This is a genomic window from Pyxidicoccus caerfyrddinensis (genome assembly GCF_010894405.1).
Taxonomy (GTDB): Bacteria; Myxococcota; Myxococcia; order Myxococcales; family Myxococcaceae; genus Myxococcus; species Myxococcus caerfyrddinensis.
The window spans coordinates 224,178-247,353 of sequence record NZ_JAAIYA010000015.1 but is presented as its reverse complement, the minus strand read 5'-3'; the positions used below and the strand labels follow the sequence as shown (position 1 = coordinate 247,353).

20 protein-coding genes are annotated in these 23,176 nt (G+C 70.0%); 9 read left to right on the top strand and 11 right to left on the bottom strand.

Going from position 1 to position 23,176, the window contains the following annotated elements; all coding sequences use genetic code 11:
* The first annotated feature begins 70 nt into the window (after positions 1-70).
* A complete protein-coding gene (locus G4D86_RS32235; protein ID WP_163997924.1) occupies positions 71-1,996 on the top strand; it encodes an ABC-F family ATP-binding cassette domain-containing protein in 1,926 nt (641 codons plus the stop codon).
* 45 nt (positions 1,997-2,041) lie between these two features.
* On the opposite strand, the gene G4D86_RS32230 is transcribed toward G4D86_RS32235, so the two are convergent.
* On the bottom strand, positions 2,042-4,516 hold the full coding sequence (locus G4D86_RS32230; protein ID WP_163997923.1) for an ABC transporter permease: 2,475 nt from the start codon (positions 4,514-4,516) through the stop codon (positions 2,042-2,044).
* A 200-nt stretch (positions 4,517-4,716) separates the two neighbouring features.
* On the opposite strand from G4D86_RS32230, the gene G4D86_RS32225 reads away from it, so the two are divergent.
* Positions 4,717-5,694: a flagellar motor protein MotB gene (locus tag G4D86_RS32225; protein WP_163997922.1), complete on the top strand. Its 978-nt coding sequence runs from the start codon at positions 4,717-4,719 to the stop codon at positions 5,692-5,694.
* Between the two features lie 31 nt (positions 5,695-5,725).
* Here the strand turns inward: G4D86_RS32225 and G4D86_RS32220 are convergent, their stop codons facing one another.
* The 3 genes from G4D86_RS32220 to G4D86_RS32210 all read right to left on the bottom strand — a co-directional run bounded on the left by G4D86_RS32220 (position 5,726) and on the right by G4D86_RS32210 (position 9,630).
* The gene (locus G4D86_RS32220; RefSeq protein ID WP_163997921.1) at positions 5,726-7,621 is read right to left on the bottom strand and encodes an OPT family oligopeptide transporter; all 1,896 of its coding nucleotides are present in this window, start codon (positions 7,619-7,621) and stop codon (positions 5,726-5,728) included.
* 112 nt (positions 7,622-7,733) lie between these two features.
* Positions 7,734-8,219 carry an FKBP-type peptidyl-prolyl cis-trans isomerase gene (locus G4D86_RS32215; protein WP_163997920.1) on the bottom strand — a complete coding sequence of 162 codons (486 nt, stop codon included), beginning with the start codon at positions 8,217-8,219 and terminating at the stop codon, positions 7,734-7,736.
* Positions 8,220-8,289: 70 nt separating this feature from the next.
* The gene (locus G4D86_RS32210; RefSeq protein WP_163997919.1) at positions 8,290-9,630 is read right to left on the bottom strand and encodes a dicarboxylate/amino acid:cation symporter; all 1,341 of its coding nucleotides are present in this window, start codon (positions 9,628-9,630) and stop codon (positions 8,290-8,292) included.
* 104 nt (positions 9,631-9,734) lie between these two features.
* On the opposite strand from G4D86_RS32210, the gene G4D86_RS32205 reads away from it, so the two are divergent.
* A complete protein-coding gene (locus G4D86_RS32205; protein ID WP_163997918.1) occupies positions 9,735-10,373 on the top strand; it encodes a hypothetical protein in 639 nt (212 codons plus the stop codon).
* A gap of 82 nt (positions 10,374-10,455) precedes the next feature.
* Here the strand turns inward: G4D86_RS32205 and G4D86_RS32200 are convergent, their stop codons facing one another.
* Positions 10,456-11,238, bottom strand: coding sequence for a DNA-methyltransferase (locus tag G4D86_RS32200; RefSeq protein ID WP_163997917.1), 783 nt, complete (start codon positions 11,236-11,238; stop codon positions 10,456-10,458).
* Between the two features lie 37 nt (positions 11,239-11,275).
* On the bottom strand, positions 11,276-11,503 hold the full coding sequence (locus G4D86_RS32195) for a hypothetical protein (protein ID WP_163997916.1): 228 nt from the start codon (positions 11,501-11,503) through the stop codon (positions 11,276-11,278).
* A gap of 94 nt (positions 11,504-11,597) precedes the next feature.
* Between G4D86_RS32195 and G4D86_RS32190 the strand changes: the two genes are divergently transcribed.
* From G4D86_RS32190 to G4D86_RS32180, 3 genes are all read left to right on the top strand, one after another.
* On the top strand, positions 11,598-12,518 hold the full coding sequence (locus tag G4D86_RS32190) for a type VI immunity family protein (RefSeq protein ID WP_163997915.1): 921 nt from the start codon (positions 11,598-11,600) through the stop codon (positions 12,516-12,518).
* Positions 12,519-12,849: 331 nt separating this feature from the next.
* The gene (locus tag G4D86_RS32185) at positions 12,850-13,542 is read left to right on the top strand and encodes a hypothetical protein (protein ID WP_163997914.1); all 693 of its coding nucleotides are present in this window, start codon (positions 12,850-12,852) and stop codon (positions 13,540-13,542) included.
* A complete protein-coding gene (locus tag G4D86_RS32180; RefSeq protein ID WP_240360587.1) occupies positions 13,539-14,450 on the top strand; it encodes a DUF3396 domain-containing protein in 912 nt (303 codons plus the stop codon). The genes G4D86_RS32185 and G4D86_RS32180 overlap by 4 nt, the downstream gene beginning before the upstream one ends.
* 9 nt (positions 14,451-14,459) lie before the next feature.
* Here the strand turns inward: G4D86_RS32180 and G4D86_RS32175 are convergent, their stop codons facing one another.
* The 4 genes from G4D86_RS32175 to G4D86_RS32160 form a co-directional block, all read right to left on the bottom strand.
* Positions 14,460-15,374 carry a DUF2381 family protein gene (locus G4D86_RS32175; protein WP_163997913.1) on the bottom strand — a complete coding sequence of 305 codons (915 nt, stop codon included), beginning with the start codon at positions 15,372-15,374 and terminating at the stop codon, positions 14,460-14,462.
* Positions 15,375-15,429: 55 nt separating this feature from the next.
* Complete coding sequence (locus G4D86_RS32170; RefSeq protein ID WP_163997912.1) at positions 15,430-17,445, bottom strand: serine/threonine protein kinase; 2,016 nt, start codon at positions 17,443-17,445, stop codon at positions 15,430-15,432.
* Between the two features lie 231 nt (positions 17,446-17,676).
* Complete coding sequence (locus G4D86_RS32165) at positions 17,677-18,858, bottom strand: TfuA-like protein (protein WP_163997911.1); 1,182 nt, start codon at positions 18,856-18,858, stop codon at positions 17,677-17,679.
* On the bottom strand, positions 18,855-19,964 hold the full coding sequence (locus G4D86_RS32160) for a YcaO-like family protein (RefSeq protein ID WP_205519918.1): 1,110 nt from the start codon (positions 19,962-19,964) through the stop codon (positions 18,855-18,857). The genes G4D86_RS32165 and G4D86_RS32160 overlap by 4 nt, the downstream gene beginning before the upstream one ends.
* A gap of 808 nt (positions 19,965-20,772) precedes the next feature.
* Between G4D86_RS32160 and G4D86_RS32150 the strand changes: the two genes are divergently transcribed.
* A complete protein-coding gene (locus G4D86_RS32150; RefSeq protein WP_163997909.1) occupies positions 20,773-21,231 on the top strand; it encodes a peroxiredoxin in 459 nt (152 codons plus the stop codon).
* A gap of 18 nt (positions 21,232-21,249) precedes the next feature.
* On the opposite strand, the gene G4D86_RS32145 is transcribed toward G4D86_RS32150, so the two are convergent.
* Positions 21,250-21,828 (bottom strand): TIGR02265 family protein, encoded by a 579-nt coding sequence (locus G4D86_RS32145; RefSeq protein WP_163997908.1) that lies wholly within the window; start codon positions 21,826-21,828, stop codon positions 21,250-21,252.
* Between the two features lie 173 nt (positions 21,829-22,001).
* Here G4D86_RS32145 and G4D86_RS32140 point away from each other — a divergent pair, with 173 nt between their 5' ends.
* Positions 22,002-22,643, top strand: a complete 642-nt coding sequence (locus tag G4D86_RS32140; protein ID WP_163997907.1) for an RNA polymerase sigma factor — start codon at positions 22,002-22,004, stop codon at positions 22,641-22,643.
* Complete coding sequence (locus G4D86_RS32135) at positions 22,643-23,173, top strand: zf-HC2 domain-containing protein (RefSeq protein WP_163997906.1); 531 nt, start codon at positions 22,643-22,645, stop codon at positions 23,171-23,173. Before G4D86_RS32140 ends, G4D86_RS32135 begins: the two co-directional genes overlap by 1 nt.
* The last annotated feature ends 3 nt before the right edge of the window (positions 23,174-23,176 follow it).

Genomic DNA, 23,176 nt, shown 5'->3' with positions numbered 1-23,176 from the left:
ACTCTGGCGGTAAGGAAGGCGCTCCTCTTCAGTGAGGGGCGCCTTTCGCCTTTTCGGGAGTCCACACACCGTGACGCTGCTTCGTGCCGCCAACGTCCAGCTCAGCTTCGGCAGCCGCACCGTCTTCCAGGGCCTCACCTTCACCATTGAAGAGGGCGAGCGCGTGGGCCTGGTGGGCGTGAACGGCTCCGGCAAGTCGTCGCTGATGAAGATTCTCGCCGGCGCGGCGAAGCCGGACACGGGCGAGTTGCAGCTCCGGCGCGGCGCCCGCGTCACCTACCTGCCCCAGGAGCCGGAGTTCCCCGAGGGCGCCACGGTGGCCTCGGAGCTGTCCGTGTCCGAGGCCCCGCTGAAGGAGGCCCTGGCCGCGCACGCCGAGCTGGCGAAGCGGCTGGAGGCCGCCCCGACCGAGGAGCACGAGAAGCTGCTGGAGCAGTTCTCCGCGCTCAGCGACCGCATCGAGCAGATGGGCGGCTGGGGCACCGAGCACCACGCGAAGACACTGCTGGACAGGCTGGGCGTGAAGGACTGGGACCGGCCGGTGGCGCAGCTGTCCGGCGGCCTGCGCAAGCGGGTGTCCATTGCCCGGGCGCTGCTGACGCGGCCGGACCTGCTGCTGCTCGACGAGCCCACCAACCACCTGGACGCGGACACGACGGACTGGCTGGAGGAGGAGCTGGACAAGCTGCCCGGCGCGCTGCTGCTCGTCACGCACGACCGCTACTTCCTCGACGGGCTGGTGGACCGCATCGTCGAAATCCAGCCCGGCGAGGGCGTGACGTCCTACCCCGGCAACTACCAGGCGTACCTGGAGCAGAAGCTGGTGGCGCAGGAGAACTCGGAGGTTGCCCAGCACAAGCGCGAGCGCTGGATTGCGCAGGAAGTGGCGTGGCTGCGCCGGGGCCCCGAGGCGCGCCGCACCAAGAGCAAGGCGCGCATCGACCGGGCGCAGAAGCTGATGGCGGAGAAGGGCTTCCAGCGCCCCAAGGTGGCGGACCTGCGCGTGGCCGCGGCGCCCCGGCTGGGCCACACCGTCATCGAGGCGGAGGGGCTCCAGAAGTCCTTCGGCGACCGCAAGGTGCTCAGCAACGTGGACTTCCGGCTCCAGCGCGGCGAGCGCGTGGGGCTGGTGGGGCCCAACGGCGTGGGCAAGACGACGTTCCTGCGCGTGCTGCTCGGAGAGACGCCCCCGGACGGCGGCAAGCTCGTCATCGGGAAGAACACCAAGGTCGCGTACTACGACCAGCAGCGTGCGCAGCTGGACCTCGAGTCCACGGTGTACGAGTCCGCCTCGCAGGGCGAGGACTGGGTCATCCTGGGCGACCAGAAGGTGGCGCTGCGCGACTACCTGGACGATTTGCTCTTCCCGGTGCCCATGCAGCGCATGAAGGTGAAGGCGCTGTCGGGCGGCGAGCGCAACCGGCTGCTGCTGGCGCGCCTGTTCCTGGAGGGCGCCAACGTGCTGGTGCTGGACGAGCCCACCAACGATTTGGACATCGTCACGCTCAACATCCTGGAGCGGCTGCTCCTGGACTTCGGCGGCAGCACACTGCTCGTCACGCACGACCGGTACTTCCTCGACAAGGTGGCCACCAGCATCCTCACCTTCGAGGGCGGCGGCCGCGTCACCCGGTACGAGGGCAACTATGCGATGTACCGGCGGCTGAAGGAGCAGTCGGAGGCCCAGGCGGCCACCGCGGCCCAGAAGCCCGCTCCGAAGAAGGAGGAGCCGCCGCCCGCCGCGTCGAAGGCCGCGCGCAAGCCGGGGAAGCTTTCCTACAAGGACCAGCGCGAGCTGGACGGCATGGAGGCCACCATCGAAGCGGCCGAGACGAAGAAGGCGGGGCTGGAGGCGCAGCTCGCCGACCCGGCCGTGTACAGCAACGGCGCCAAGGTGGCCGAGGTGAACAAGGAGCTGGAGGCCACCGCCGCCGAGGTGGACCGGCTCTACGCGCGCTGGCAGGAGCTGCAGGACCTGGCGGCCGGCGGGGCGTAGCGGGCCACGGGCGCCTGCCTCACAGCTGCGCCCGCCCTGCCCCCGTCAGTCGTACTTCAGCGCGATGATGGGGTCCACGCGCGAGGCGCGCAGCGCGGGCACCCACGTGGCCACCAGCCCCACACCCAGCAGCACCAGCGGCGCGGCGGAGAAGGCCAGCGGGTCCAGGGCGCTCACCCCGTGCACCATGCCCTCCACCACGCGCGTCAGGCCCCATGCGCCCGCCACGCCCAGCAGCACGCCCAGGCCCACCGAGCCCAGGCCCTGGAGGAACACCAGCCGCACCACCTCGGCGCGCGGCGCGCCCAGCGCCAGCCGCACGCCCATCTCCCGCGTCCGCTGGCTCACCAGGTAGGACAGCACGCCGTAGATGCCAACGGCCGCGAGCACCAGCGCGAGCGCCGCCATCAATCCCAGCAGCACCATGTTGAAGCGCTCCGAGCCCAGCGAGCGCTCCACGTGGTCCTCCAGCTTCAGCGTCTCCGTCACCGGCTGCTGCGGGTCCACCGCCCACAGCTCGCGCTGCAAGGAGGCCACCAGCGCCGCGTGGGAGCCCTTGGAGCGCACGATGAGGTGCTGCGGCAGCATGCGCACCAGCATCCGGTTGAAGCCCGGCACCATCTGCCCCAGCGCGACGTACTGGACCGTGGGCACGTCCTCCGCCAGGCCGTTCTCCCGCACGTCCCGGACGATGCCCACCACCGTGCGCGGCACCTCGTCCCGGATGCTGGGCACCGTGGGAGCGAACCGCACGCGCTGACCGATGGGGTCCTCGCCCGGCCAGTACTTGCGCGCCGTCGCCTCGTTGATGACGACCACCGGCTCCGAGCCCGCCACGTCCGTCTCCGCCAGCAGCCGGCCGCGCACGAGGCCGATGTCCAGCGCCTTGAAGTACCCCGGCGTCACCGGACGGAACTGCCCGCCGCCCAGGCCGGGCCCGTCCATGCGCCCCTCGAACTTGCCCTCGATGGAGAACTGCATGCCGGGGCCCAGGCCCATGGGCAGCGCCGACGAGAAGCCCACCGCCTCCACGCCCGGCAGCGCCGACACCCGCTCCACCACCTGCTTCGCGAAGCGCTCCAGCACGGCGGGCTCGGCGTAGCGCGCCTCCGGCAGGGACAGCTTCAGCACGTGGACGTCGTGCGCGTCGAACCCCGGGGCCGTGTGGCTCAGCGACGCGAAGCCGCGGATGAGCAGCGCCGCGCCCACCAGCAGCACCACGGCCAGCGCCACCTGCCCCACCACCAGGAGCCGCCGCGTCCGCCCACCTCCCCGGCCCGCGGTGGCCCGCTGCGCCCCTTCGCGCAGCGCCGTCTGCAGGTCCGGGCTCGACGCGTGCCACGCGGGCAGCAGGCCGAACAGCAGGCCTGTCACCACCGACGCCCCCAGCGTGAAGAGCAGCACCGCTCCGTTGACGCCCACTGCCGCGCTCCCCAGCCCGCCGCTCCCCGACACGGCCGTCGCCGCCGGGGCCAGCGCCAGCAGCGCGGGCAGCGCCGCCGCGGCCAGCAGCAGTCCGAGCCCTCCCCCCGCCAGCGACAGCAGCAGGCTCTCCGTGAGGAGCTGGCGCACCAGCCGTCCCGGTGCCGCGCCCAGGGCCGCGCGCACCACCAATTCCCGCTGCCGTGCCGCGGCCCGCGCGAGCTGGAGGTTGGCCAGGTTGACGCACGCGATGAGCAGCACCAGGGCCACCGCGCCCAGCAGCACCCAGAGCGCCAGCCGCAAGTCCCCGGCAAGGAACGCGCGCAGGTCCTCCGCGTGGAACAGCTCCTTCTCGTCGATGAGGAGCGGCTTCTCGGCGCGCAGCCGGGCGCTGAACGTCGCCAGGGCCGAGTCCACGGACTGGGGCGACAGGTCCGCCTTCAGCCGCGCGGTGATGAAGAGGTAGTTGGAGTTGTCCTCGTTGGTGAGGTCCAGCTGCAGCGGCGTCCACAGCTGCACGCCCTGCGGGTACTGGAAGCTCGCGGGCGCCACGCCCACCACCGTGTAGGGCTGGTCGTTCAGCGTGAGCGACTTGCCGATGACGTCCGCGGCCCCGCCGAAGCGGCGCTGCCAGAACCCATGGCTGATGACCACCGCGTGGCCGCCGCCCGGCACGTCCTCCTCCGGCAGGAAGCCGCGGCCCAGCTCCGGCCGCACGCCGAAGGTGTCGAAGAACGTCCCCGTCACGCGCACGCCGGACATCCGCTCCGGCATTCCGTCTCCCACCAGGTTGAAGCCGCTGGGGAGCACCTCGTAGGCCGTCACCTTCGAGAAGAGGGCGGACTCGCCGGACAGCAGCGCGTAGTGCGCGACGCTCTGCGACGGGCTCTCGCCCCCCGGCTCCCGGCGGATGAGCTGCACCAGCTGCTCCGACTCCGGGTACGGCAGCGGGCGCAGCAACACCCCGTGCACGACGCTGAAGATGGCGGTGTTCGCCCCGATGGCCAGGGCGAGCGTCAGCACGGAGACGAGCGTGAAGCTCCGGTTCTTGAGCAACAACCGGAGCGAGAAGCGGAGGTCATCGACCAGGACGGACACGGTGCACCCCTTGCGGTGTCTGCCGTACGCCCCGCCCGCAGGGCCATTGCACCCGCCTCACGGCGCCCTCAGGAACTGGACTTCACCGCAAGACAGGGAGAGTCCGAACGGAGCGCGCGTCAAGGAGGCTGCCGCGGCGGGCAGGCAATAGTTTCCGCGCAGGGGCGAAATAGCGCTGCGCTTGCACTCCAATTCCCAGCATGCGACTGCTCCAAGGTTTCGGGGCCTGTCTCTTCGCGCTGTCATTCATCGAAGGAGTCGTCGTGCCTTCCCGGCCTTCGCTCGCCCTGCTTTCCGCTGTGTCGTCCCTCGCGCTGCTCCTCGGCCCCGCCTCCGCGCTGGCGCAGGACCCGCAGCTTCCCCACTTCAACCTCCAGCGGCTGGAGCTGGACCCGGCGGCGCTGGGCTCCCTGATGGTGGGCACCGGCCGCACGCTCCCGCAGGGCATGCTGCGCATGGCGGTGCAGGGCCACTACGAGAACCTGCCCTTCCACTTCCAGACGCGCTGGGAGCCGGGCGCCGGCACGGGGCTGGTGGAGAACCGCTTCACCCTGGACGTGACGGCCGCCTACGGCGTGCTGTCCTGGCTCCAGGTGGCGGCGGAGGTGCCCTACATCGTCCAGCAGGGCGGCGAGCCCCACATGGGCGTGTCGCCTCCCACGGGCCAGGGCATGGGGACGCCCTGGGTGGGCCTGCGTGCCGCCCTGCTGCGCCAGGACTTCGGCTTGCAGCTGGCGGCGGACGTCAGCGCCGCGGTGCCGGTGGGCAGCGTGGAGCTGCTGGCGCGCGACGACTACGCGGTCCACCCGAAGCTCCAGCTCGGCTTCCTGGCCGAGGACTGGCAGGTGGGCGGCGAGGCCGGCGTGCTGCTGCGCGAGAAGCGGGAGCTGGGCGCGCTGTCCGGCGAGTCGAAGGACATCGTCGGCAGCGAGCTGCGCCTGGCGGGCACCGTGACGTCCCGCGCCGGCGACTCCACGCGCGGAGAGGTGAGCGTGCTGGTGGGTGTGCCGCTGCAGGGAGGCCGCGTGGGCGCCGAGCTGCTGCTGGCCATCCGCAAGCACGCCCTGTCCTTCATGGACCTCTACGTCATGGGCGGGCCGGGCGTCGGCGCCGGCCTGGACACGCCCACCTTCCGCTTCGTCGGGGGCGTGTCCTTCGCGACGTCCAAGGTGGACTGAGGACTCAGTCCACTCCCAAGGTGGACTGAAGCTACTTCGGCATCACCCCGAAGGCCTTGGCCATCGCGATGCCGATGCCCAGCAGGCTCTCTCCGGCGATGAAGCCCGAGGACACCGGCAGCACCATGTCCTCGGCCAGCTTCGGCTTCGCGCGGCGCAGGCCCTCCGCGAGGGCCGAGCCGATGAAGAACGCGATGGAGCTGGAGCCGGGGATGACGATGGCCAGGCCGAAGCCCGCGGCGGACGGCACATAGGCCTTCGCCTTCGCCGGGGCGAACTTCTCCAGCAGAACCAGGAGGATGCCCAGCGTCGCGCCACACAGCGCGCCCACCCGGGCCGTCTGGGGCAGCGCGGACACGCCCGCGGCCAGCAGCTTCGACACGCCGGCCCACACCATGGACGCGGGCGCGGGGAACTCCTCCGTGCCCAGCACGTCCGCGCTGGGCACCAGGATGCGGAACACCGGCACCACCACCGCCGCGCCCGCCACCACGCCGAACAGCTGCGCCACGAACTGCTGGCGCGGGTTGGCGCCCAGGAGCCACCCGGACTTCAAATCGGTCAGCAGGTCCGCCGAGTGCAGCCCCACGCCGCCCGTGGCGTTGGCGCTCATCACGTTGGCGGGGATGTTGCCCGGCGCCAGGCCGCCGAAGATGAGCTGGGTGACGGGGCCCAGCGCCTTGGTGGGCGTGGTGTCCGTCTCACCCGTCACGCGGCTGGCGATGACGCCCATGATGACGGCCAGCGGCATGGCCAGCACGCCGGCCCACCACGGAATCTGGAAGAGGTAGACCATCAGGAAGATGGCCACCGGGCCCAGCACCGCGAAGCCCAGGGGGAACCAGGACGGCGGGCACTCGATGCCGGCCAGCGGGTCCTGCTCCTCCTGCGCGCCCTTGCCGCCGAACAGGCCGGACAGCGCCTTGAAGGAGCGCGCCACGCTGCGCCACTGGAAGGCGAAGGACAGCAGGCCCGAGGACACCAGCACCGCCGAGCCCGTCCACACCATCCAGCTGTTGATGGCCTTGTACGTCACCTCGGGGATGGCGCCCTGGCTCACCATGGCCGGCGCGAGGAAGCCGTAGGTGAGCACCGCGCCCAGCAGCATGGACCAGCCCGTCTTGAAGCTCACCAGCGCGCCCGCGCCCACCAGCAGCAGGCTGAAGTCGAACGACAGCGTCCAGGCCGAGGCCTTCTTCCCCAGCATCGTGAAGGGCAGGCTCACCTTGTCCGGGATGTTGGTCAGCCAGCCCATGCGCGCGTCACGGAAGAACACCAGCAATGCGCCCACCAGCCCCGACAGGCCCAGCAGCCGCGACTTGCGGCGGGCCACCTCGCCATGGCCGTGCAGCGCGCGGATGGTCTCCGCGGTGGCCGTGCCGGTGGGGAACGGCAGCGCCTCGATGTTGATGAGCTGGCGCTTGATGGGGATGGCCGCGAAGACGCCCAGCGCGGAGATGACGGCGAACCACACCACCAGCCAGCCGGGGGACGGCAGCGTGCCGGTGAGCATCAGCAGCGCGGGCACCGCCGCCATGTTGCCGCCGCCCGTCATGTAGCCGGCGGCCGAAGCCACCGAGCCCATGGCGTTGTTCTCCAGGTCGGTGAACTCCTTCTTCAACAGCCGCAGCGAGCGCAGCGTGCCGAACACCGCGAAGGCCAGGATGCAGGCGGTAATCGTGACGCCCAGGCTCCAGCCCGTCTTGAGGATGACGTACAGGTTGGACAGACACATCACCGCGCCGATGAGCATGCCCGCGATGACGGCGCGCACGGTGAGCTGGCGGCTGCCGCCCTGGTAGACGTGCTCGAGCCAGTAGCGCTCCGGGTCCTTCTCCGCGGACGCCCCCGGGTCGCCGTGCGGCGGCGTGTCGGACGGGTGGATGCGCAGCTCGCTCGGGGACGGAGACGGTGAGGTGGGACTCATTGGGGCGCCGACGATAGTGCACCGCCCCCGGCCCCGCGAAATGCTTGTTCCACTCGGAGGGTGGGGCCCGGATGCCCCCACCCCGCGAGTGGCCGCGATGCGTCAGCGCGTCTCAGCCGTGGTCGTGACCGCCCGCGCCATGGACGTGGCCGTGGGTGAGCTCTTCCTGCGAGGCGGCGCGCACCTCGCGCACGGTGACGTCGAAGTGGAGCGTCTTGCCGGCCAGCGGGTGGTTGAGGTCCACGACGACGGCGTCCTGGCGCACCTCCTGGATGCGCAGGGGAATGTCGCCCTGGTCCGTCTGCGCCATCAGCGTCTGCCCGGGCTGCGGGTTGAAGCCGGGCGGCAGCATGTTGCGCGGCACCGTGCGCACCCCTTCCGGGTCGTGCTCGCCGTAGCCCTGGCCGGGGGCCACCACCACCTGCTTGCTCTCGCCAGCGGACATGCCCTCGATGGCGCCCTCCAGGCCCGGGACAATCTGCTTGTGGCCGTGCAGGTAGGCGAGCGGCTGTCCGGGCGCGCTCTGGTCGATGACCTGCTCATCTCCCAGGTGCAGCCGGTACTCCAGCGAGACGACGGAATCCTTGGCGACCCTCATACGGGCTCCTTGGCGGGTGCTGCGAGTTGACTGCTCTCGTGGTGAAGGATGGGCTGCGAAATGCCGGGTGTCAGGACGCGGAAGGGTCTGCCGCCCCCTCCCCGGCCGGGCGGTCGAGCGGCTCCCCCCGGGCGACGTACACCGCGGCCGCGAGGTCCCCGGTGACGTTGAGGGTGGTGCGGCACATGTCCAGGAAGCGGTCCACGCCGAGGATGAGGCCCAGCCCCTCCACCGGAATCTTGAACATGCCCAGAATCATCGCGATGACGGGGATGGAGCCCGCCGGCACGCCCGCCGTGCCGATGCCCGCCAGGATGCAGATGAACATGATGAGCCCCTGGTCCGGCAGGCTGAGCGGCACGCCGTAGACCTGGGCGAGGAAGAGCACGGTGACGCCCTCGAAGAGCGCCGTGCCGTTCTGGTTCATCGCCGAGCCCGCGGTGAGCACGAAGCGGGACACGTTGCGCGGCAGCTTGAGGTTCTCCTCGGCCACCTTGAGCGCGGTGGGCAGCGTGGCGCTGGAGGACGCCGTGGAGAAGGCGGTCGCCATCACCAGCCGGATGTCGCGGAAGAACTGGAGCGGGTTGCGCCCGCCCAGGAAGCGCACCGACAGCGAGTAGACGACGAACATGTGGATGCCCAGCGCCAGCAGCACCGTGGCCACGTACGCGGCGAGCTGCGCCAGGATGCCCAGCCCCAGCCGGGCCGTCATCGCATACAGCAGCGCGGCCACGCCGAAGGGCGCCAGCCGCAGCACGCCGTCGATGAGCTTCATCATCACATCGTAGAGGCCCTGGATGATTTCCTTCAGCCGCAGGGCGGGCTCGCCCTGGGTGAGCGCCAGGCCCATGCCGAAGATGAGCGAGAAGACGATGAGGCCGATGAAGTCCCCTTCGGCGGCGGCCTTGAGGGGGTTGGTGGGCACCATGGAGACGAGCACGGCGCCGAACGACGTGGCCTCCGGCGGAGGCGCGGCCTTCACCGTGGCGCCTCCCCGGGCCATGGCACGCGCCTCGTCGCTCAAGCCCGCGCCCGGCTGTACCGCGTTGACGAGCAGCAGGCCGATGAGGACGGAGATGGCGGAGAAGACGACGGTGTAGCCCAGCGTGCGCGCGCCCAGGCGGCCCACCTGCTTCAAGTCCAGCTCCGCCACGCCCACGACGAGCGCGGAGAAGAGCATGGGCACCACGAGCATGAGGAGCAGGCGGATGAAGATCTGGCCCAGGGGCGAGGCCACGTTGTCCACGGTCCACGGCAGCCAGGGCGAGTGCTGGGCGATGACGTCGGCGGGGACCGGCCCCTCGGCGATGCCGGCCGCCTTCCGGGCGATGGCAGTGGCGACGGCGTTGACGGTGAGGCCCGTCACCGCGCCGGCGACAATGCCGATGAGCATCTTCTGGTGCGCCTTCATCCGGAGTCTCCGCGCCCTCCTGTCCGGAGGGGAATGGGCCGCGCAGCCTAGCGGCAAAGGAAGGTGGCGCCCACCCTGGCGGTGGGACAATGCTCGGTGGACCCGTGGAAACCCTCGTCCAGCTCACCGAAGGCGCCGTGCCCGCTCCCCTCTTCCGCCGCCTGCTGCGGTGCGTGGGAGCCCTGGGCACCGAGCGCCTGCGTCAGACGTACCAGACGACCTTCTGGTACGACTTCGGCCCTCCCGCCAACGTGGTGGAGGAGGTCATCCTCTCGCTGCGGCCGGAGGTGACGGGCCGGCGGCGCATCGCGGGGGTGGAGTGGTGGCTGTCGCGCATGTACCCCACGGACGTGCGCGTGGACTTCCACCAGGACCGGGACGAGAAGCTGGCGCTGCGCACGGGGGAGTTGGTGCACCCGCGCATCTCCTCGGTGCTGTTCCTCAACAGGGTGCGCGGGGGCGCGCTGGTGGTGACGCGCGAGAAGCCCGAGCCGGAGAACCCCTCGCTGGCCCCGGCGCGGCTGGACACCGCGGACCTGGTGGCGCCGCGGCCCAACCGGCTGGTGCGCTTCGACGGGACGCTGACGCACGGCGTGCTGGACGCGGAGAATCAAATTCCGGATGGGAAGCTGCCGGGGCGCTCGAGGCAGCGGCGCACGCTGGTGATGAACTGGTGGGGGCACCGGCCCACGGAGATTCCCGCGTGGGCGGAGACGCGCCTCTATCGAGCCCTGGCGCGATAGCGCGGTAGCGCGCGCTGGCGTGCCGCGCCTCTACCACGCGCTGGCATGCCGGGCCGCTACTGCGCGCTGGCGTGCCGGGCCTCTACCGCGAACTGGCGCGCTGAGCCTCTTCCGCGGCTGTCTCACGGAGGCGTCGGGTGACGCGCTCGGCCCACTCGGGCTCGACTTCGAGGCACGCGGGCCGGCGGCCGAGCCGCAGCGCCGCTGCGGGCATGGAGCCGCTGCCGGCGAACGGGTCCAACACGGTGTCTCCCGGGCGGCTGTAGGTGCGGATCAGGGGCTCGAGGACGGAGAAGGGCTTGTGGTGCGGGTGGCCGCCCCAGCGCGCGGCCTCGGCTTCGTCGTCGTAGCCGCCGACGACGGCCCAGACGGTGGGCAGGTCCTCGGGCGCGAGCGGCGACGCGGGCGTGCGGGCAATGACGAGGGCGACCTCGTAGACGCGCAGGGTCTGCTCGTTGGCGTTCTTGTCGGTGGTGCGCTTGCCCCAGACGTACTCGCCGCGCAGGTGCGGGTAGCCCAGGCCGCGGGCGGCGGTGAGGATGGGTTCCTTGCCGAGCAGGTTGGTCCAGATGACGAGGGGCGCGTCCGGGGTGAGGTGCGCGACGGCGCGGGACATCCAGGCCTCGGAGAAGGTGCGGTAGTCGCGCACCGTTTCGAAGCGGACGATGGGGTTCTGGTCGATCTTCTTGTGGGCCCGTGTGTCGCGGAGGTCCCCGCCCTTCCGGCGCCGGGTGAGGAGGCAGTAGGGCGGGTCCGTGTGGAGCAGGGCCGCGCGGGTGTCTCCGAGGGCGGCGCGGTAGCCCTGCGGCTCGCGCGAGTCGGCGTTGATGCAGCGGAGGGAGTCTGCCGGAGGAAGGGAGGTCATCGTCCTGGGCGGCACCCTACACGGAGGAGCGCGGGGCTCAAGAGGGCTCGCGGGTGACGGAGAGGATGGCCCCGACGGGCACCCGGGCATGCGAGCGGAAGACGGCGAAGTCGTCCCCCTGCTCGGTGACGACGTCGGTGACGACGTCCGCGAAGGACTCCCCGGCGCGGAGCTCCACGGCCACGGGACGGCGTCGGAGGACGGCCTCTTCGAGCACGTCGATGAAGTCACAGCGGCCTACGTCGTCCTGACACATCCGGGCCATGGCTTGCCTGCCTCCTCGCGCCCGTACTGGGGCGCGCCAGGGGAGTGTAATAGTGGGCGGGTGCGACGGCTGTGCTTCCAGGAGGCGTCTTCAAATGAGCGAACGGTTTCCTGGCGTCCGAATCGCTACCGCAGACGGCTCCATGTTCAGTGGGACTGGGCTTGGGCTCATCATTCGATTCTTCATGCATCGCTCCCACGCAGGCATTGCGCCCAGCGTGATGCGCGCACTGGACACGTACAGACGCGCAGTGGGACCAGACACCCTTGCCTGGTATCCGGATGCGGAAGGCGATTGGCGGCGCCTGGACGACTCGGCCTGGGAGCGGACACGGCAGGCACTGCTCGACACCGGCCCACATACCTTCGCCACCCTGGTGGACCGGCCTCAGGGCGCTGCTGGTTTTCGATTCGAGTACGAGGGGATATCACTCGAAGAACCGAGCCTGTTTGACGACCCGAGACGTGCCTGTGTGGCCAGCTTCTGGCTACCCTCAACGTTTCTGGAGGAGTCGGGGCCCGAGCACACGCGCGGGCTGGCGTTGGAACTGGCAGCTCACCTGCCCTTCAACTCCGGGTACGCCACCCTTTCCTTCGACACCATGAGGGACGAAGTGGGTATCAGGCGGAGCATTCGGAGCATGTGCTTCCGCTACCTGGGTGTGGACATGCTCGATCACCCGGTCTCGTGGGACATCGGCACGCGAATCGCTGGCTCGTACTGGCTGACGTTCCTCGGACAGCCCGTGTTGGGTGAACTGGGAGGCGCGGAAGGGCTGCGTGCGCGTCTGACGGCTCCCGATACCACCGTGCAGCAGCTTCCGGGAGACCGCGCCGTGGTCACACTCGGACAGTGGCCCGAGGCGGGGGATGTGGAAGCAGGAGAGAACCTGCCCGCCTACCGGGAACTCGCGCGAGTGATGGAGCCGTGGCTCTACCACGACGCAGGTACCCGCTTCGATCCGGACTTCCCACCGGAGGACAAGCGCCGCTGGGAGCGCCGCTTCCTGGATTGATTCCCACGCGCAGCGGACTTGGAGCCCTTCGAGCGTCACGGACTGTCCGCCGCCCTCGTCCCACAGCTTGAGGGTGTCGCAACTCTCTGGAACCGCACCGTCGCCGCAACGGGTTCCAGATGCAGTTGCTCATCGTGTCAGACGGAGCTTGATGGGGAGCGAGGGCTGCGGCCTGGCTGGGGCTCGGCTAGCGTTGGGGCATGCGCATCCGGAGAAGGACCCAATGAAACGGCGTTTGACCGGTGTCACTGGCGTGAGCGTGCTCCTGTTCCTCGTGGGGTGTGGCGCGGGGAGCCCTTCCCGGCGCGGAGCGGGGAGTTATGCGCAGGCCGTGGACTCGGCGACCGCCGCGTGTGAGCGCAACCCGGCCTACTGCGCGACAGTCGCGGGTGAGGAAAGCGTCGTTCCTCTCCAAGTGCGGGCCGTCCAGGTGGCGGCGGCGGGCAAGGCGTGGGAGGTGCTCGACGAACTGGTCTGGAAGAGCATCGAGGACATCCTGTTTGAATGTGCGAAGTGGGCGGATGCGGAGGTGAACCGGAAGGAGTTCGGTGGGCGGGCCCCGACCGCGACAGAATGCGAACAACAGGTGGGCGGCACACGAGAGAATCCGGTGACCCGTGGCATGAGACTGGGTGGCGCGAAACACGAGCTCGCCAGCCAGTGTACGGAGGAGAAGCTGAGCCGCGCACAGCCCGGACGGTTCAGCCTGGAACAGCGCTACCGTATCCACCCCGAGACGCGACAACTGGAACTGATCAGCCGCAAAACGGAGTTGGCGATGCTGCGCAAAGGAGGCAAGGAACTGGCAGGCTCAGTGGTGCCAGACGTCATCATCCACACGGGCGACCCACTTCAGGTTCAGGCCGTCTTTGACTTCAAGTTCCCTTGTCCCGAAGGCAACCGAGCCGCCTGGAGGGACTACCCTTCCGGAAGTGCCAGTGGAGCCTCGAATCAGGGGGAGGCCTACAAGAGCATCTTCGGAGTACAGCCGACCCGCGTACCTCCCAGAAGGGAAATCGAGTGAACGAGCACTATCCACGGATCCGGGTCCAGGCAAATGACGGCTACGTCTTCATTCGCGACGGCCTCACCTTCTGTTTCTACATGCATCGCACCCACAAGGGGCTCGGTCCGGCTGTGCTCCGGGCGATGAACGTGTTCATGCAGGCAGTAGGCCCGGAAGCGCTGACGATATACCCGGATACGGAGGGTTATTGGCACCAACTCAACGATGACGCCTGGGAGCGCATCCAGAAGGAGCTTCTCGAAACCGCTGGTCCCTACGTCATGCTCGCAAGCAACTCCAACGGCATGTCGGAATTCTCTTTCGACTACAAAGGCATTTCGAAAGAAAACCCGGGCCCCTTCGATGGTCCGGAACGCGCCTGTGTTGCAACCTTCAAGTTGACCACGGAGTACTTGGAGCAACACGGCCCCGGACACGTGCGTGAACTGGCGCTCGAGCTGGCCTCTCATCTGCCCTTCAACTCCGGGTACGCCAGTCTCTCCTTCAACGCCCTCATAGACGAATTGGGTGTCCGGCGGAGGGTGCGAAGCATGTGCTTCCGCTACCCGGGCATGGACGTACTTGAGGATCTTGTCGCATGGGACATCGGCACACGAATCCCTGGCGCGTACTGGCTGACGTTCCTCGGACAGCCCGTGCTGGGAGAACTGGGCGGCACGGAGGGACTGCGCTCGCGTCTGTCCTCACCGGGCACCACCGTGCAGCAACTGCCCGGAGACCGCGCCGTCGTCACGCTCGGACAGTGGCCCGAGGCTGGGGACCTGGAAGCGGGAAAGAACCTGCCCGCCTATCGGGAACTCGCGCGCGTGCTGGAGCCGTGGCTCTACCACGACCCAGGCACCGTGTTCGTTCACGACTTCATCCCAGAGGACAAGCTGCGCTGGGAGCGCCGTTTCCTGGATTGAGCACCACGCTCAAGGGACCGCGAGCCCTTCGAGCGTCACAGACGTACCGCCACCCTCGTCCAACAGCTTGAGGGTGTATCGCCCCGGTTGAAACGCGGCCTCGTCCTCGATTGCAATCACGACGTTCTGAACCCCCTTGATGGACACGGGGCCCTGCTGCCACGGGCGCAGCACCCTCATGGACTGCCCCTGGGCATCTCGGAGCGCCGCCGTTGCCGCCGTCCATCCTCCAGCGCGTCCACGCCACTTCAGCACCACGCACAGGGCCACCCAACGTCCCGGCAGTCGCAAGAGCTTCGCCTCCGTGACGGAGACCGGAGCAGAGCTGTCCGCCCGTCCGTAGGTCAGCGTCTTGTCAACGATGTCCCCCATTATCGCGAGGGTCGCGATCCAGGAATCGCTGTCGCCAGACGAAGCATTCGACCGCTGAAGTCTTCCGACCTCCTGACGAAGCCGCGCCATTCCACTCTTCAACTCCTCGACTTCCTGACGATAGGACTCCGCGGTGCGGGGCTGTCGGTAGATCTCGACCTGACGCTCGACCCGGGCGGCATCCACCACCAGCCTGAACGCGGCCCGCTCCGGAGCCGCACCGTCGTGGAATCGGACTTCCAGCCGCAGTTGCTCACCTTGTCGGAAGGTGCTCGAGGGAATGAGCACCAGGTGGTCCTCCGACATGCCCAGCCTCTGGAAGCGTTCGCGTCCTTCGAGCACCACCTCATCGGGCCGGATCGGTGAATCGAAGAGCACGGTCGTGGAGAGCCCCGGGCCGATATGGATTTCAGGAAGCGACGCCCCCGTTTCCTTGAAGTCGATGCGGCGGACGCCAGCAAGCGTCTCTGTGGCTCCAGGGTCGGCGGCGTCCGCGACAGGCGCCAGCAATAGCCCCCACGCGAGCACGATGAAGGAGTACGAAGCGAACAAGTCCGGAAGACCTCCTGGTGGGAGCATCCATATCCCATCGGGCTCGCTGCTCTCGCTACTTGCCGAGCCTTCCGAGGGACTTCGCCACCGCCAGGTTCACGAACGGAGACACCAGCAGCTTCTCGGGTGTACTCGAGGGCAAATAGAGATGTCCCAGCTCATCTCTCCTGGAGTTGCGCACGAGGTTGGCACAGACGGGGTAATGCTTGCCGTCCGGCATTTCCATGTCCGTTACCCAGCCATAGAGCCGGTCCGTCCCGCGAAAGACCTGTCCGTGAAGGCGGGTTCCCTCCAGGATCTTGAAATTCGGCCTGTCGCCACGGAACTCTTTATACACGGTGATGGTGAAGGGTCCTTCCGGCGGCGCGGGCATCATGTCGGTATCTTCCGGCAGCCCGTCGGTGAGCCAGAGTTCCGCGTCGTTCCCGAGTTTGTAGCCCACCGGCAAGCCCATCATCTTATCCATCCCCTCGACGACCTTCGGGTCGCACGGCTTCTCCGGAGATGCAGTCCGCACCTGAGGCCCGCTCGCACAGGCCGCAGTGATGCAGGCTGCGGCTGCCGCCTTCGCGGCGCGGCTCATGGCGGGACGCTTCGGCGCTGACGGCGCGGGAGCTCCACTGTCGGGAGATTCCGTCACCTGCGCGGAGGCCAGCAGGCCCGCGTCCAGGGGGGCACCGGCATCGGCGGAGGGCGGCACCACCGCCAGGGGGGTTGTAGCGGGAAGACTCGGAGGACGGCTCGTCACAGCGGGGTTTCCTTTCTCGGTAGAGGGCGGAGGAGCAGGCGCCGCCGCGCCTCCAGGGGATTGCGAGAGGCGTGGCAGCGCGAAGGCCACGAAGCCAACGACAAGGAGCACGCCCAACCCGAACCCCACCACTGCCCGATTCCTCCTCCGCGGCGAGGACGACGACGTCACCTCCTCGCCCTTCATGGCTTGAGGCAGAAACTCGGAGCCGCTCATGGGTGCGGGCGCTTGCGGCTCCAGCGTGGCGGGCATGGGAGCTGGCTCGGGCTCCGTCGTTGCGGAGGACTCCGGCGGCTTCAGCGCCTCCAGCGGCGCGCGTCCCAATTCCGGCATCATCCGCACGCGCGGCGTCTCCGAGCCCGCGCTCTGTGAGTCCATCTCGGGAGGCCGGTCCAGCGACACCCGCCATGCGGGCTGCCGCTTCTCCTTGGCCACATCCCAGAGCGCCTGCAGCAGCGCCTCCGTGCCCGGATAGCGGTCCTCGGGACGCTTCTCCAGGAGCCGCATGGCCACGTCGCTCAGGGCGCGCGGCACCTTCGGATTCACGACGTGCGGCGCTCGCGGCGTCACCGTCTCGATGGCGGGCAGCAGCCGGTCGTACGGGAGCTTCGGGTCGAACGCGTAGCCGTCCGTGAGCGCCTCGTACAGCAGCGCGCCCAGCGCGTAGAGGTCTCCCGGCACACCCGCGTCGAAGTGCGCGCCCTGCTGCCACGTGCCCTCACGGAGGAAGGCCACGCACTCGGGCGGCAGCAGGTGCGGCGAGGCCGGTGCCACCCCCACCGTCAGCGTCGTCGCCCCCGGCATCCGCACGGTGCCCAGGTCGATGAGGAAGGGACGCTCGTCCTCGCGGCGGATGAGCAGGTTGTCGCCCTTCAAGTCCCGGTGGTGCATGCCGCGCCGGTGCAGGTCCGCCACCACGCGCACCACCTCCGTGAACACGGAGAGCAGGTGCGCCGCCGTGGGCTTCACGCGCCAGCGCCACTCGTGGAACGTCTCGCCGTCCACGTAGTCGGTGACGAAGTACAGGTAGCCGTCGGGCGGCTCCGGCCAGCGGTCCACCGCGTGGAGCCGGGGAAGGTTCGGGTGCGGCGCGCAGGCCAGCAGCGAGGCCACCTCGTGCGCCAGCCGGCCGTTGACGTCCTCCTCCTCGGCGGCGTGCGACCCCGCCGGACGGAGCGCCATCTTCAGCGAATAGAACCGTCCGCCCCGCTCCACCTTGAAGACCCGCCCGAAGCCTCCGGCCCCCAGCGACGCCACCACGCGCCACGGGCCGACCTCGCTGTCGGGGACCAGTTGGTCCGGGTGGAAGGGCGGCGACCTCATCGACAGGCCTCCACCACCCACCCCACCCGCCAGGTTGTTCCAGGCCCCGCCCCCGGACCACCCACGCGCACGGCACCACGTGACGGCGAGGCCATCACCGGCGCGTGCTGCACGAGAGGCTCGAGAACCACCCAGGGAGCGGGGCTGAACAAGGGAAACCTCCAGGGTTGACCTTACCCTCTCCCGCGGGTCTGTCACAGAATTTCCCACCCGCGAGGTGGGTGCCCCGCTTCACTCCGACCCGACGTCCCCCGTCGGGTCCTCGGAGTCCTCCCGCGCCACGTCCCTGGCGGCCCGGACCCAGCGCCCGCGCAGACGGGCCTCGGCGGCCAGGGCTTCGTCCCAGGACGGTCCGTCAGGCAGCAGGCGCGGCGCATGAGCCAGGACGAGCCGCTCCAGCGCCAGCTCCTCGCACAGCCTTCGCAGCCCTACCGTGTCGAGCCCGCACGCGGAGAGGTACGCCTCACGTCGTCCGGGCGCGATGCCGCGCGCGTCCCACCATGCGGCCTCCTCCGCGTCCACTTCGTCGGAAGTCGCCGTCAGCCCCAGCGTCCGCGCCTGGCCCGCGAGCAGCGACCGGCGCAGGCCCGCCTCGGCCAGCTCCACTGCATCGGGCGCCTCGCGCAGCGCCTCCAGCACGCGCCCCGAGGGCACCGCGCCGCCGCGCACCTGCGTCACGTCATCCACCAACCGGCGGCGACGCACGAGCGACGAGGGCGACTGCCGCGCCCCCACCGGAGCCGGAGTGCCCGAAGCCACCCACTCCGCCGCGGCCTGGACGCAGGCGATGGCATCCAGCCGCTTCAAGTCCTCACCGCCGTTGGGGAACCACTTCTCCCACGCGGCGCGCGTGGACTCCGTCCAGCTTGGACGCACGCGCTCCAGCACGCGGGGCCAGGTGCGCTCCTGGTAGAAGAGGTCGTCCGCCGCCTGCACCAGCGCACTCGCCGCGTCGCGCCCGAGCACCCGCGCCGCCCTCGCGCGCTCCGCCACGTGCCGCACGTTGACGAGCGGCACGGTGAGCGGCCGCCAGCCGTGCTCTTCATCGGCGTGCAGCAGGGCGACCTCGGAGTCGTCCACCACCACGCCGTCCCGATACCACGCGAAGATGCGCCCCACGCCCACCATGCCGTGCGGTGCCAGCTCGGCGGCGCGCAGCGCTCCCATGCTCGCGCCGCCGAAGACGGCGACGCCCGCCTCCAGCGCCGCCAGGATTTCGTGGTGCCACACCGAAGGCTGCGCCTCGAAGACGCCGTCCACCAGGGCGATGGCTCGGGGCCGAAGGCTCAGCGCGCGCCACACGTCCCCCTGCCTCGCCGGAGGCAGCACCGTGCACGGCGCCAGCCGCCGCGCCTCGTCCGCCGGCAGCGAGGGCCCCAGGAAGACCACCAGCGCGTCCGCTCGCCGCGTCATAGGAGCTCCGAGATGTGCATGCCCGGCACCACCACCCGCCGCACGTGCAGGCCCGGCACGGGCGAATCCAGCTCCACCGCGGCCGCTCGCGCGAAGCCTGCGCGCTTCAGCAATTCCAGCACGCGCCGCACCCTTCGCGCCGCCGTGGCCTTCGCGTGAGCGCCGAGGTCCGGCATGTCCTCGGCCCTCCGTCTCGGGCGCACCTGCGCGCAGGCGTCCGCGAAGCCGCGCGCCGCCTCGCGGTCCGCCGAGGCCACGTCCTCGCGCGCACCGTGGATGTCCGTCAGCCGCGACTGGGCCGCCTCCAGCAGGGCCTTCAGCAGCGCCTCGTCCCTGCTCAGTGCACAGGCATAGCCCGCGGTGAGGGGGACGGGCCCTTCCTCCAGGTCCACCAGCACCGCTGCGCCCACCGGCAGGCCCACCGCGCCGGGCGTGCGCTTGGAAGGGGTGACGTCGAAGAGATACACGCCGAAGCCCCGCTCCCGGAGCGTGTCCGCCAGCTTCGACGTGCGAGGCGCCGCCTCCAGCAGCTCCGAGGGCCGCAGCAGGCGTTGCCGCACGCCTTCCTCCGTCCACCCCTCGGGCAGTGTCCGGGAGAGCTGGTCCCGCTCCGTCGCCTCCAGCAGCGCGTGCAGCAGGGCCAGCCCCGCGTCCGGGTGCGCCCCGGAGCCGTTGCTCGTCCACGCCGCCGCCACCGGCCCCAACGAGGGCCCCTCCGGAGGGGGCACGTGGATGCCCTGCGCGGGCACCCACACCGAGCGCCCCGAGTTCAGCTCGGTGGCTTCACGCCAGGCGCAGCGCACTCCGTCTCCCCACAGACGCGGAGCCACGAGCGCGCCCGCGGAACCGAGCGACTCCGCGCCCCACAGGGAGCCCAGCCGGCCGTCCAGCTCCGCCCGAGAGCCCCACATGAGTCGGCCCGGCATCACCGTCTCCGCCGCCCACAGCTCCGCCGTCTCCAGCAGCGCGCCCCACGAGGCGTCGGAGTACGTGAGGCCCTTGCCATTGCACACCTGGAGCACGTGGCCTCCGGGCCGCACGGCGCACGCCACTTCGACTCCGGTCCTGTCCAGCCCGGTGACACGCGCCACCCGTGTCACGCCCATGGCCCGGGCCAGCCGTCGTGGGAATTCCTGCGAGGAAAAGACGTCCTGGGTCGACCGCACGGGCGCGGACCTTACCTTGAAACGCGCTCAAACCACGGGCTTGCGCCATGAGCGCGACAGGTGCGGCGCGTCGCTCTCCTGGGTGAAGCGGCGTGCCAGCTCGGCCGGCCCACCGCGTCCCTGTGCGAGCATGAACTCGAGCTCCGACGGCAGGAGGGCCTTGATGGTGACGAGCGTTGGTTTCGATGGCCAGCTCGAGACCGAACCCCGTCGTGAGCTCGTCACGGTCGATGAAGGGGTCAGACAGGCCGTCGGTGACGAGGAGTGTGCTCCCCGACTCGCGATGGATGACCCGCCAGGCCTGGCGATGCCCCGGCCAGTCCGGGCCACTCGGGATGATGGGAATGATGGGAACGGCAGCTCCAGCCGCGGAGAAGCCCAAGGCCTGTCCCTGAACCGTGACGGGAATCCTGATGGCTCCATCAATGTCAGCGCGCTCTCCTCGCCTGAAGGTCCAGGTCCGGAGCTTCTGCCCCTGTGCATCGAGCGGTACTCCCTGCTCCCATCGTCCCGGGATGTAGACGTCGTCTGACAGGTCGAAGTACCGCGTAGACATCAAGCGCTCCTCACATCACCGACTCGCGGTGCAGTCCTGTTGGCCCCAGGCGGGACAGGCGGCGCACCATCCGCCAGCCCAGCGAGCACTGCCAGACAGGCCCTCACGCGGAGCAACCGGGGCAGCAGCGCGCCCATCGAAACGTGGTAGGGGTGGAACGAGCCTGGCTCACCAGGAAGAGGACCTACCGGAATGCTTGCCGTCGGAGACTCCGCTCCGGACTTCACCGCCACCGACTGTCACGGTGCGTCCCTGCGCCTGTCCGCGCTGCGCGGCCGGCGCGTGGTCCTCTTCTTCTTCCCCAAGGCCTTCACCGTCGGCTGCACCATCGAGAACCGGGCGTTCCGGGACAATCACCAGCTCGTCAAGTCACTCGGCGCGGAGCTGGTGGGCGTGTCCGTGGACACCCAGCGCACGCAGTGCGAGTTCGCCGCGAAGGAGGACATCCACTTCGCCCTGCTCGGTGACGAGAACCGGGACATCAGCCGCGCCTATGACGTGCTCTGGCCCGTGCTCAACATCGACCGGCGCGTCACCTTCATCATCGCCGCCGACGGCCGCATCGAGCACATCATCCGCCACGAGGTGCGCGTCTACCGCCACCTCGACGACGTGCTCCGCTACCTGCGCGCCAACCCGGCCGCCAGCTGAGCGCCGGGACGCGGCGCCTCACTGCCAGGCGAAGTGGTACTCGCAATGCGGCGCGCCCCGGGCTCGACACAGCGGGTGCGTGGTGTTCACCGCGTGGCCGCCGGACAGCTCGATGGCCCGCTCGTGCCAGCCGATAATCGTGAGGCAGTCCGTCTCCGTGACGTTCTCCGCCCCGAAGGTGCGCAGCACCGCGCCGTGAGCCCCCACCTGCTCGTACGTGCGCGAGCCCACCGCGTAATAGAAGCGGTAGATCTGCGGCGCCTGGCTGAGCAGGAACTGCGGGTCTCCGGGCCGCACGAAGACGTGCTGCGCCCCGTGGAGCGCCTCCTCGGCGGACGCGCGGCCCATGTCGATGAAGGCCCGGCGCTTGTCCTCCGGCGACATCACCTCCGCGATGGCCGAGTCCAGCCGCAGGTTCAGCTCCAGCGGATACCAGGCGATGGGAAGAATCATCTTCCGCAACAGCGCCTGGTCCTCCGGCGGAAGCCGCCGCAGCACCTCGTCCACCCGAACCTGCCCGCCGTGGTGGCGCAGCATGTTCAGCCGGGAGATGAGCACTCCACCCTTGATGCGAGAGCTAGAGCCTTCCGTCACCATGCCCCGTCCGTGGTTACGAGCAGCCAGGCATTCTGTCAGCGGGCAAGCGTCACCAGCAACCCGGCACGGAACGATTGACCCACCCAACGTGCTGCAATTCCTGCACAATCCGTAAACTCTGGCACCCAACCGTATCGAAAATAACCTTCTGGGGCCTCGGGGGTTGGAGGGGTGTGAGTCCGGGAGACACAGGCGGGCGGGTGGTGGCGATGCCCTCGCGCGGGGCCCGGCCGGGACTGGAGCGGGCCTCGGACGAGGAGCTGTGCCGCGCCTTCCTGGAGGGCGAGGCGGCGGCCTTCGAGGTGCTGGTGAAGCGGCACCGCTCGCTCGTCTTCTCGCTGGTGCGGCGCTACGTGTCGCGCCCCGAGGACGCGGCGGACCTGACGCAGGCGGCCTTCCTGCGCGCGCTGGAGGCGTCGCGCCGCGTCTTCTCGCGCTTCACGCCCGTGGGCTCCGCGCCCTTCCGCGCGTGGCTGGTGCGCATTGCCCTCAACCTGGCGAAGAACCATGCGCGCCAGGGCCAGCGGTGGCGACCGGTGCTGGTAGAGGCGGGGCCGGAAGCGGTGGCGGTGGACCCGACGGAGTCGGCGCAGGAGGGCCTGGAGCGGGGTGAGCGCGAGCGCCAGGTGCGCGCCGCGGTGCTGGCACTGCCCCGCCGCCAGCGCGAGGTGTTGACGCTGCGAATCGACGGCGGACTGTCCTTCAAGGACATCGCCCAGACGCTGCGAATCACGGAGAACAACGCGAAGGTGCAGTTCCACCACGCAGTGAAGCGGTTGAAGGCGCAGGTGGGCGTGCCCGAGGAGAAGAGCTGATGGCCGCGTGCCCTGAATACGAGGTGCTGCTGGACGTGCACGCCACGGGAGGCCTGGAGACGGACGAGGCCGCCCGCGTCCACGCCCATGTGAAGACGTGCGACGGGTGCCGCGAGGCCCTCGCATCCACAGTGGGCGTGCTCATGCTGGCGGACATGCCGCCCCTCTCGGCCGAGGAGAAGGCCGAGGTGGAGGAGCTGCCCCGGCGCACCCTGTCCGCCTGGCGGCGGGACGCGCAGCACCGGGGGCTGCGGCGGCGGACGCTCGGCTCGGTGGCGGCCGCGGCGGCGGTGGTGGCGCTGATGCTGCTGGTGCCCGGCAGGCTTCAGGGCACCCGGAGCGGCACCGACACCGTGACGACTCCGAGCTCCCCCGCGGCGACCGTGGACGGAGAAGAGGTGGACGCGGAGACGATGGCCGCCATCGAGGCCTGGGCCGGCCTGGAGCCGCTCGACGAGGACCCGGACGCGCCGGACGACGGCGACGTCGTGGACGAGGACATGGACTTCGACCTGGGAGAGACGCTGTGAGGA

Coding starts and splice junctions, on each gene's coding strand:
- G4D86_RS32210 (WP_163997919.1), bottom strand. CDS start 9,630: ATGAAGGCGCACCAGAAGATGCTCATCGGCATTGTCGCCGGCGCGGTG.
- G4D86_RS32190 (WP_163997915.1), top strand. CDS start 11,598: ATGAGCGAACGGTTTCCTGGCGTCCGAATCGCTACCGCAGACGGCTCC.
- G4D86_RS32195 (WP_163997916.1), bottom strand. CDS start 11,503: ATGGCCCGGATGTGTCAGGACGACGTAGGCCGCTGTGACTTCATCGAC.
- G4D86_RS32225 (WP_163997922.1), top strand. CDS start 4,717: ATGCGACTGCTCCAAGGTTTCGGGGCCTGTCTCTTCGCGCTGTCATTC.
- G4D86_RS32150 (WP_163997909.1), top strand. CDS start 20,773: ATGCTTGCCGTCGGAGACTCCGCTCCGGACTTCACCGCCACCGACTGT.
- G4D86_RS32135 (WP_163997906.1), top strand. CDS start 22,643: ATGGCCGCGTGCCCTGAATACGAGGTGCTGCTGGACGTGCACGCCACG.
- G4D86_RS32170 (WP_163997912.1), bottom strand. CDS start 17,445: ATGAGGTCGCCGCCCTTCCACCCGGACCAACTGGTCCCCGACAGCGAG.
- G4D86_RS32215 (WP_163997920.1), bottom strand. CDS start 8,219: ATGAGGGTCGCCAAGGATTCCGTCGTCTCGCTGGAGTACCGGCTGCAC.
- G4D86_RS32145 (WP_163997908.1), bottom strand. CDS start 21,828: ATGGTGACGGAAGGCTCTAGCTCTCGCATCAAGGGTGGAGTGCTCATC.
- G4D86_RS32160 (WP_205519918.1), bottom strand. CDS start 19,964: ATGGGCGTGACACGGGTGGCGCGTGTCACCGGGCTGGACAGGACCGGA.
- G4D86_RS32220 (WP_163997921.1), bottom strand. CDS start 7,621: ATGAGTCCCACCTCACCGTCTCCGTCCCCGAGCGAGCTGCGCATCCAC.
- G4D86_RS32165 (WP_163997911.1), bottom strand. CDS start 18,858: ATGACGCGGCGAGCGGACGCGCTGGTGGTCTTCCTGGGGCCCTCGCTG.
- G4D86_RS32200 (WP_163997917.1), bottom strand. CDS start 11,238: ATGACCTCCCTTCCTCCGGCAGACTCCCTCCGCTGCATCAACGCCGAC.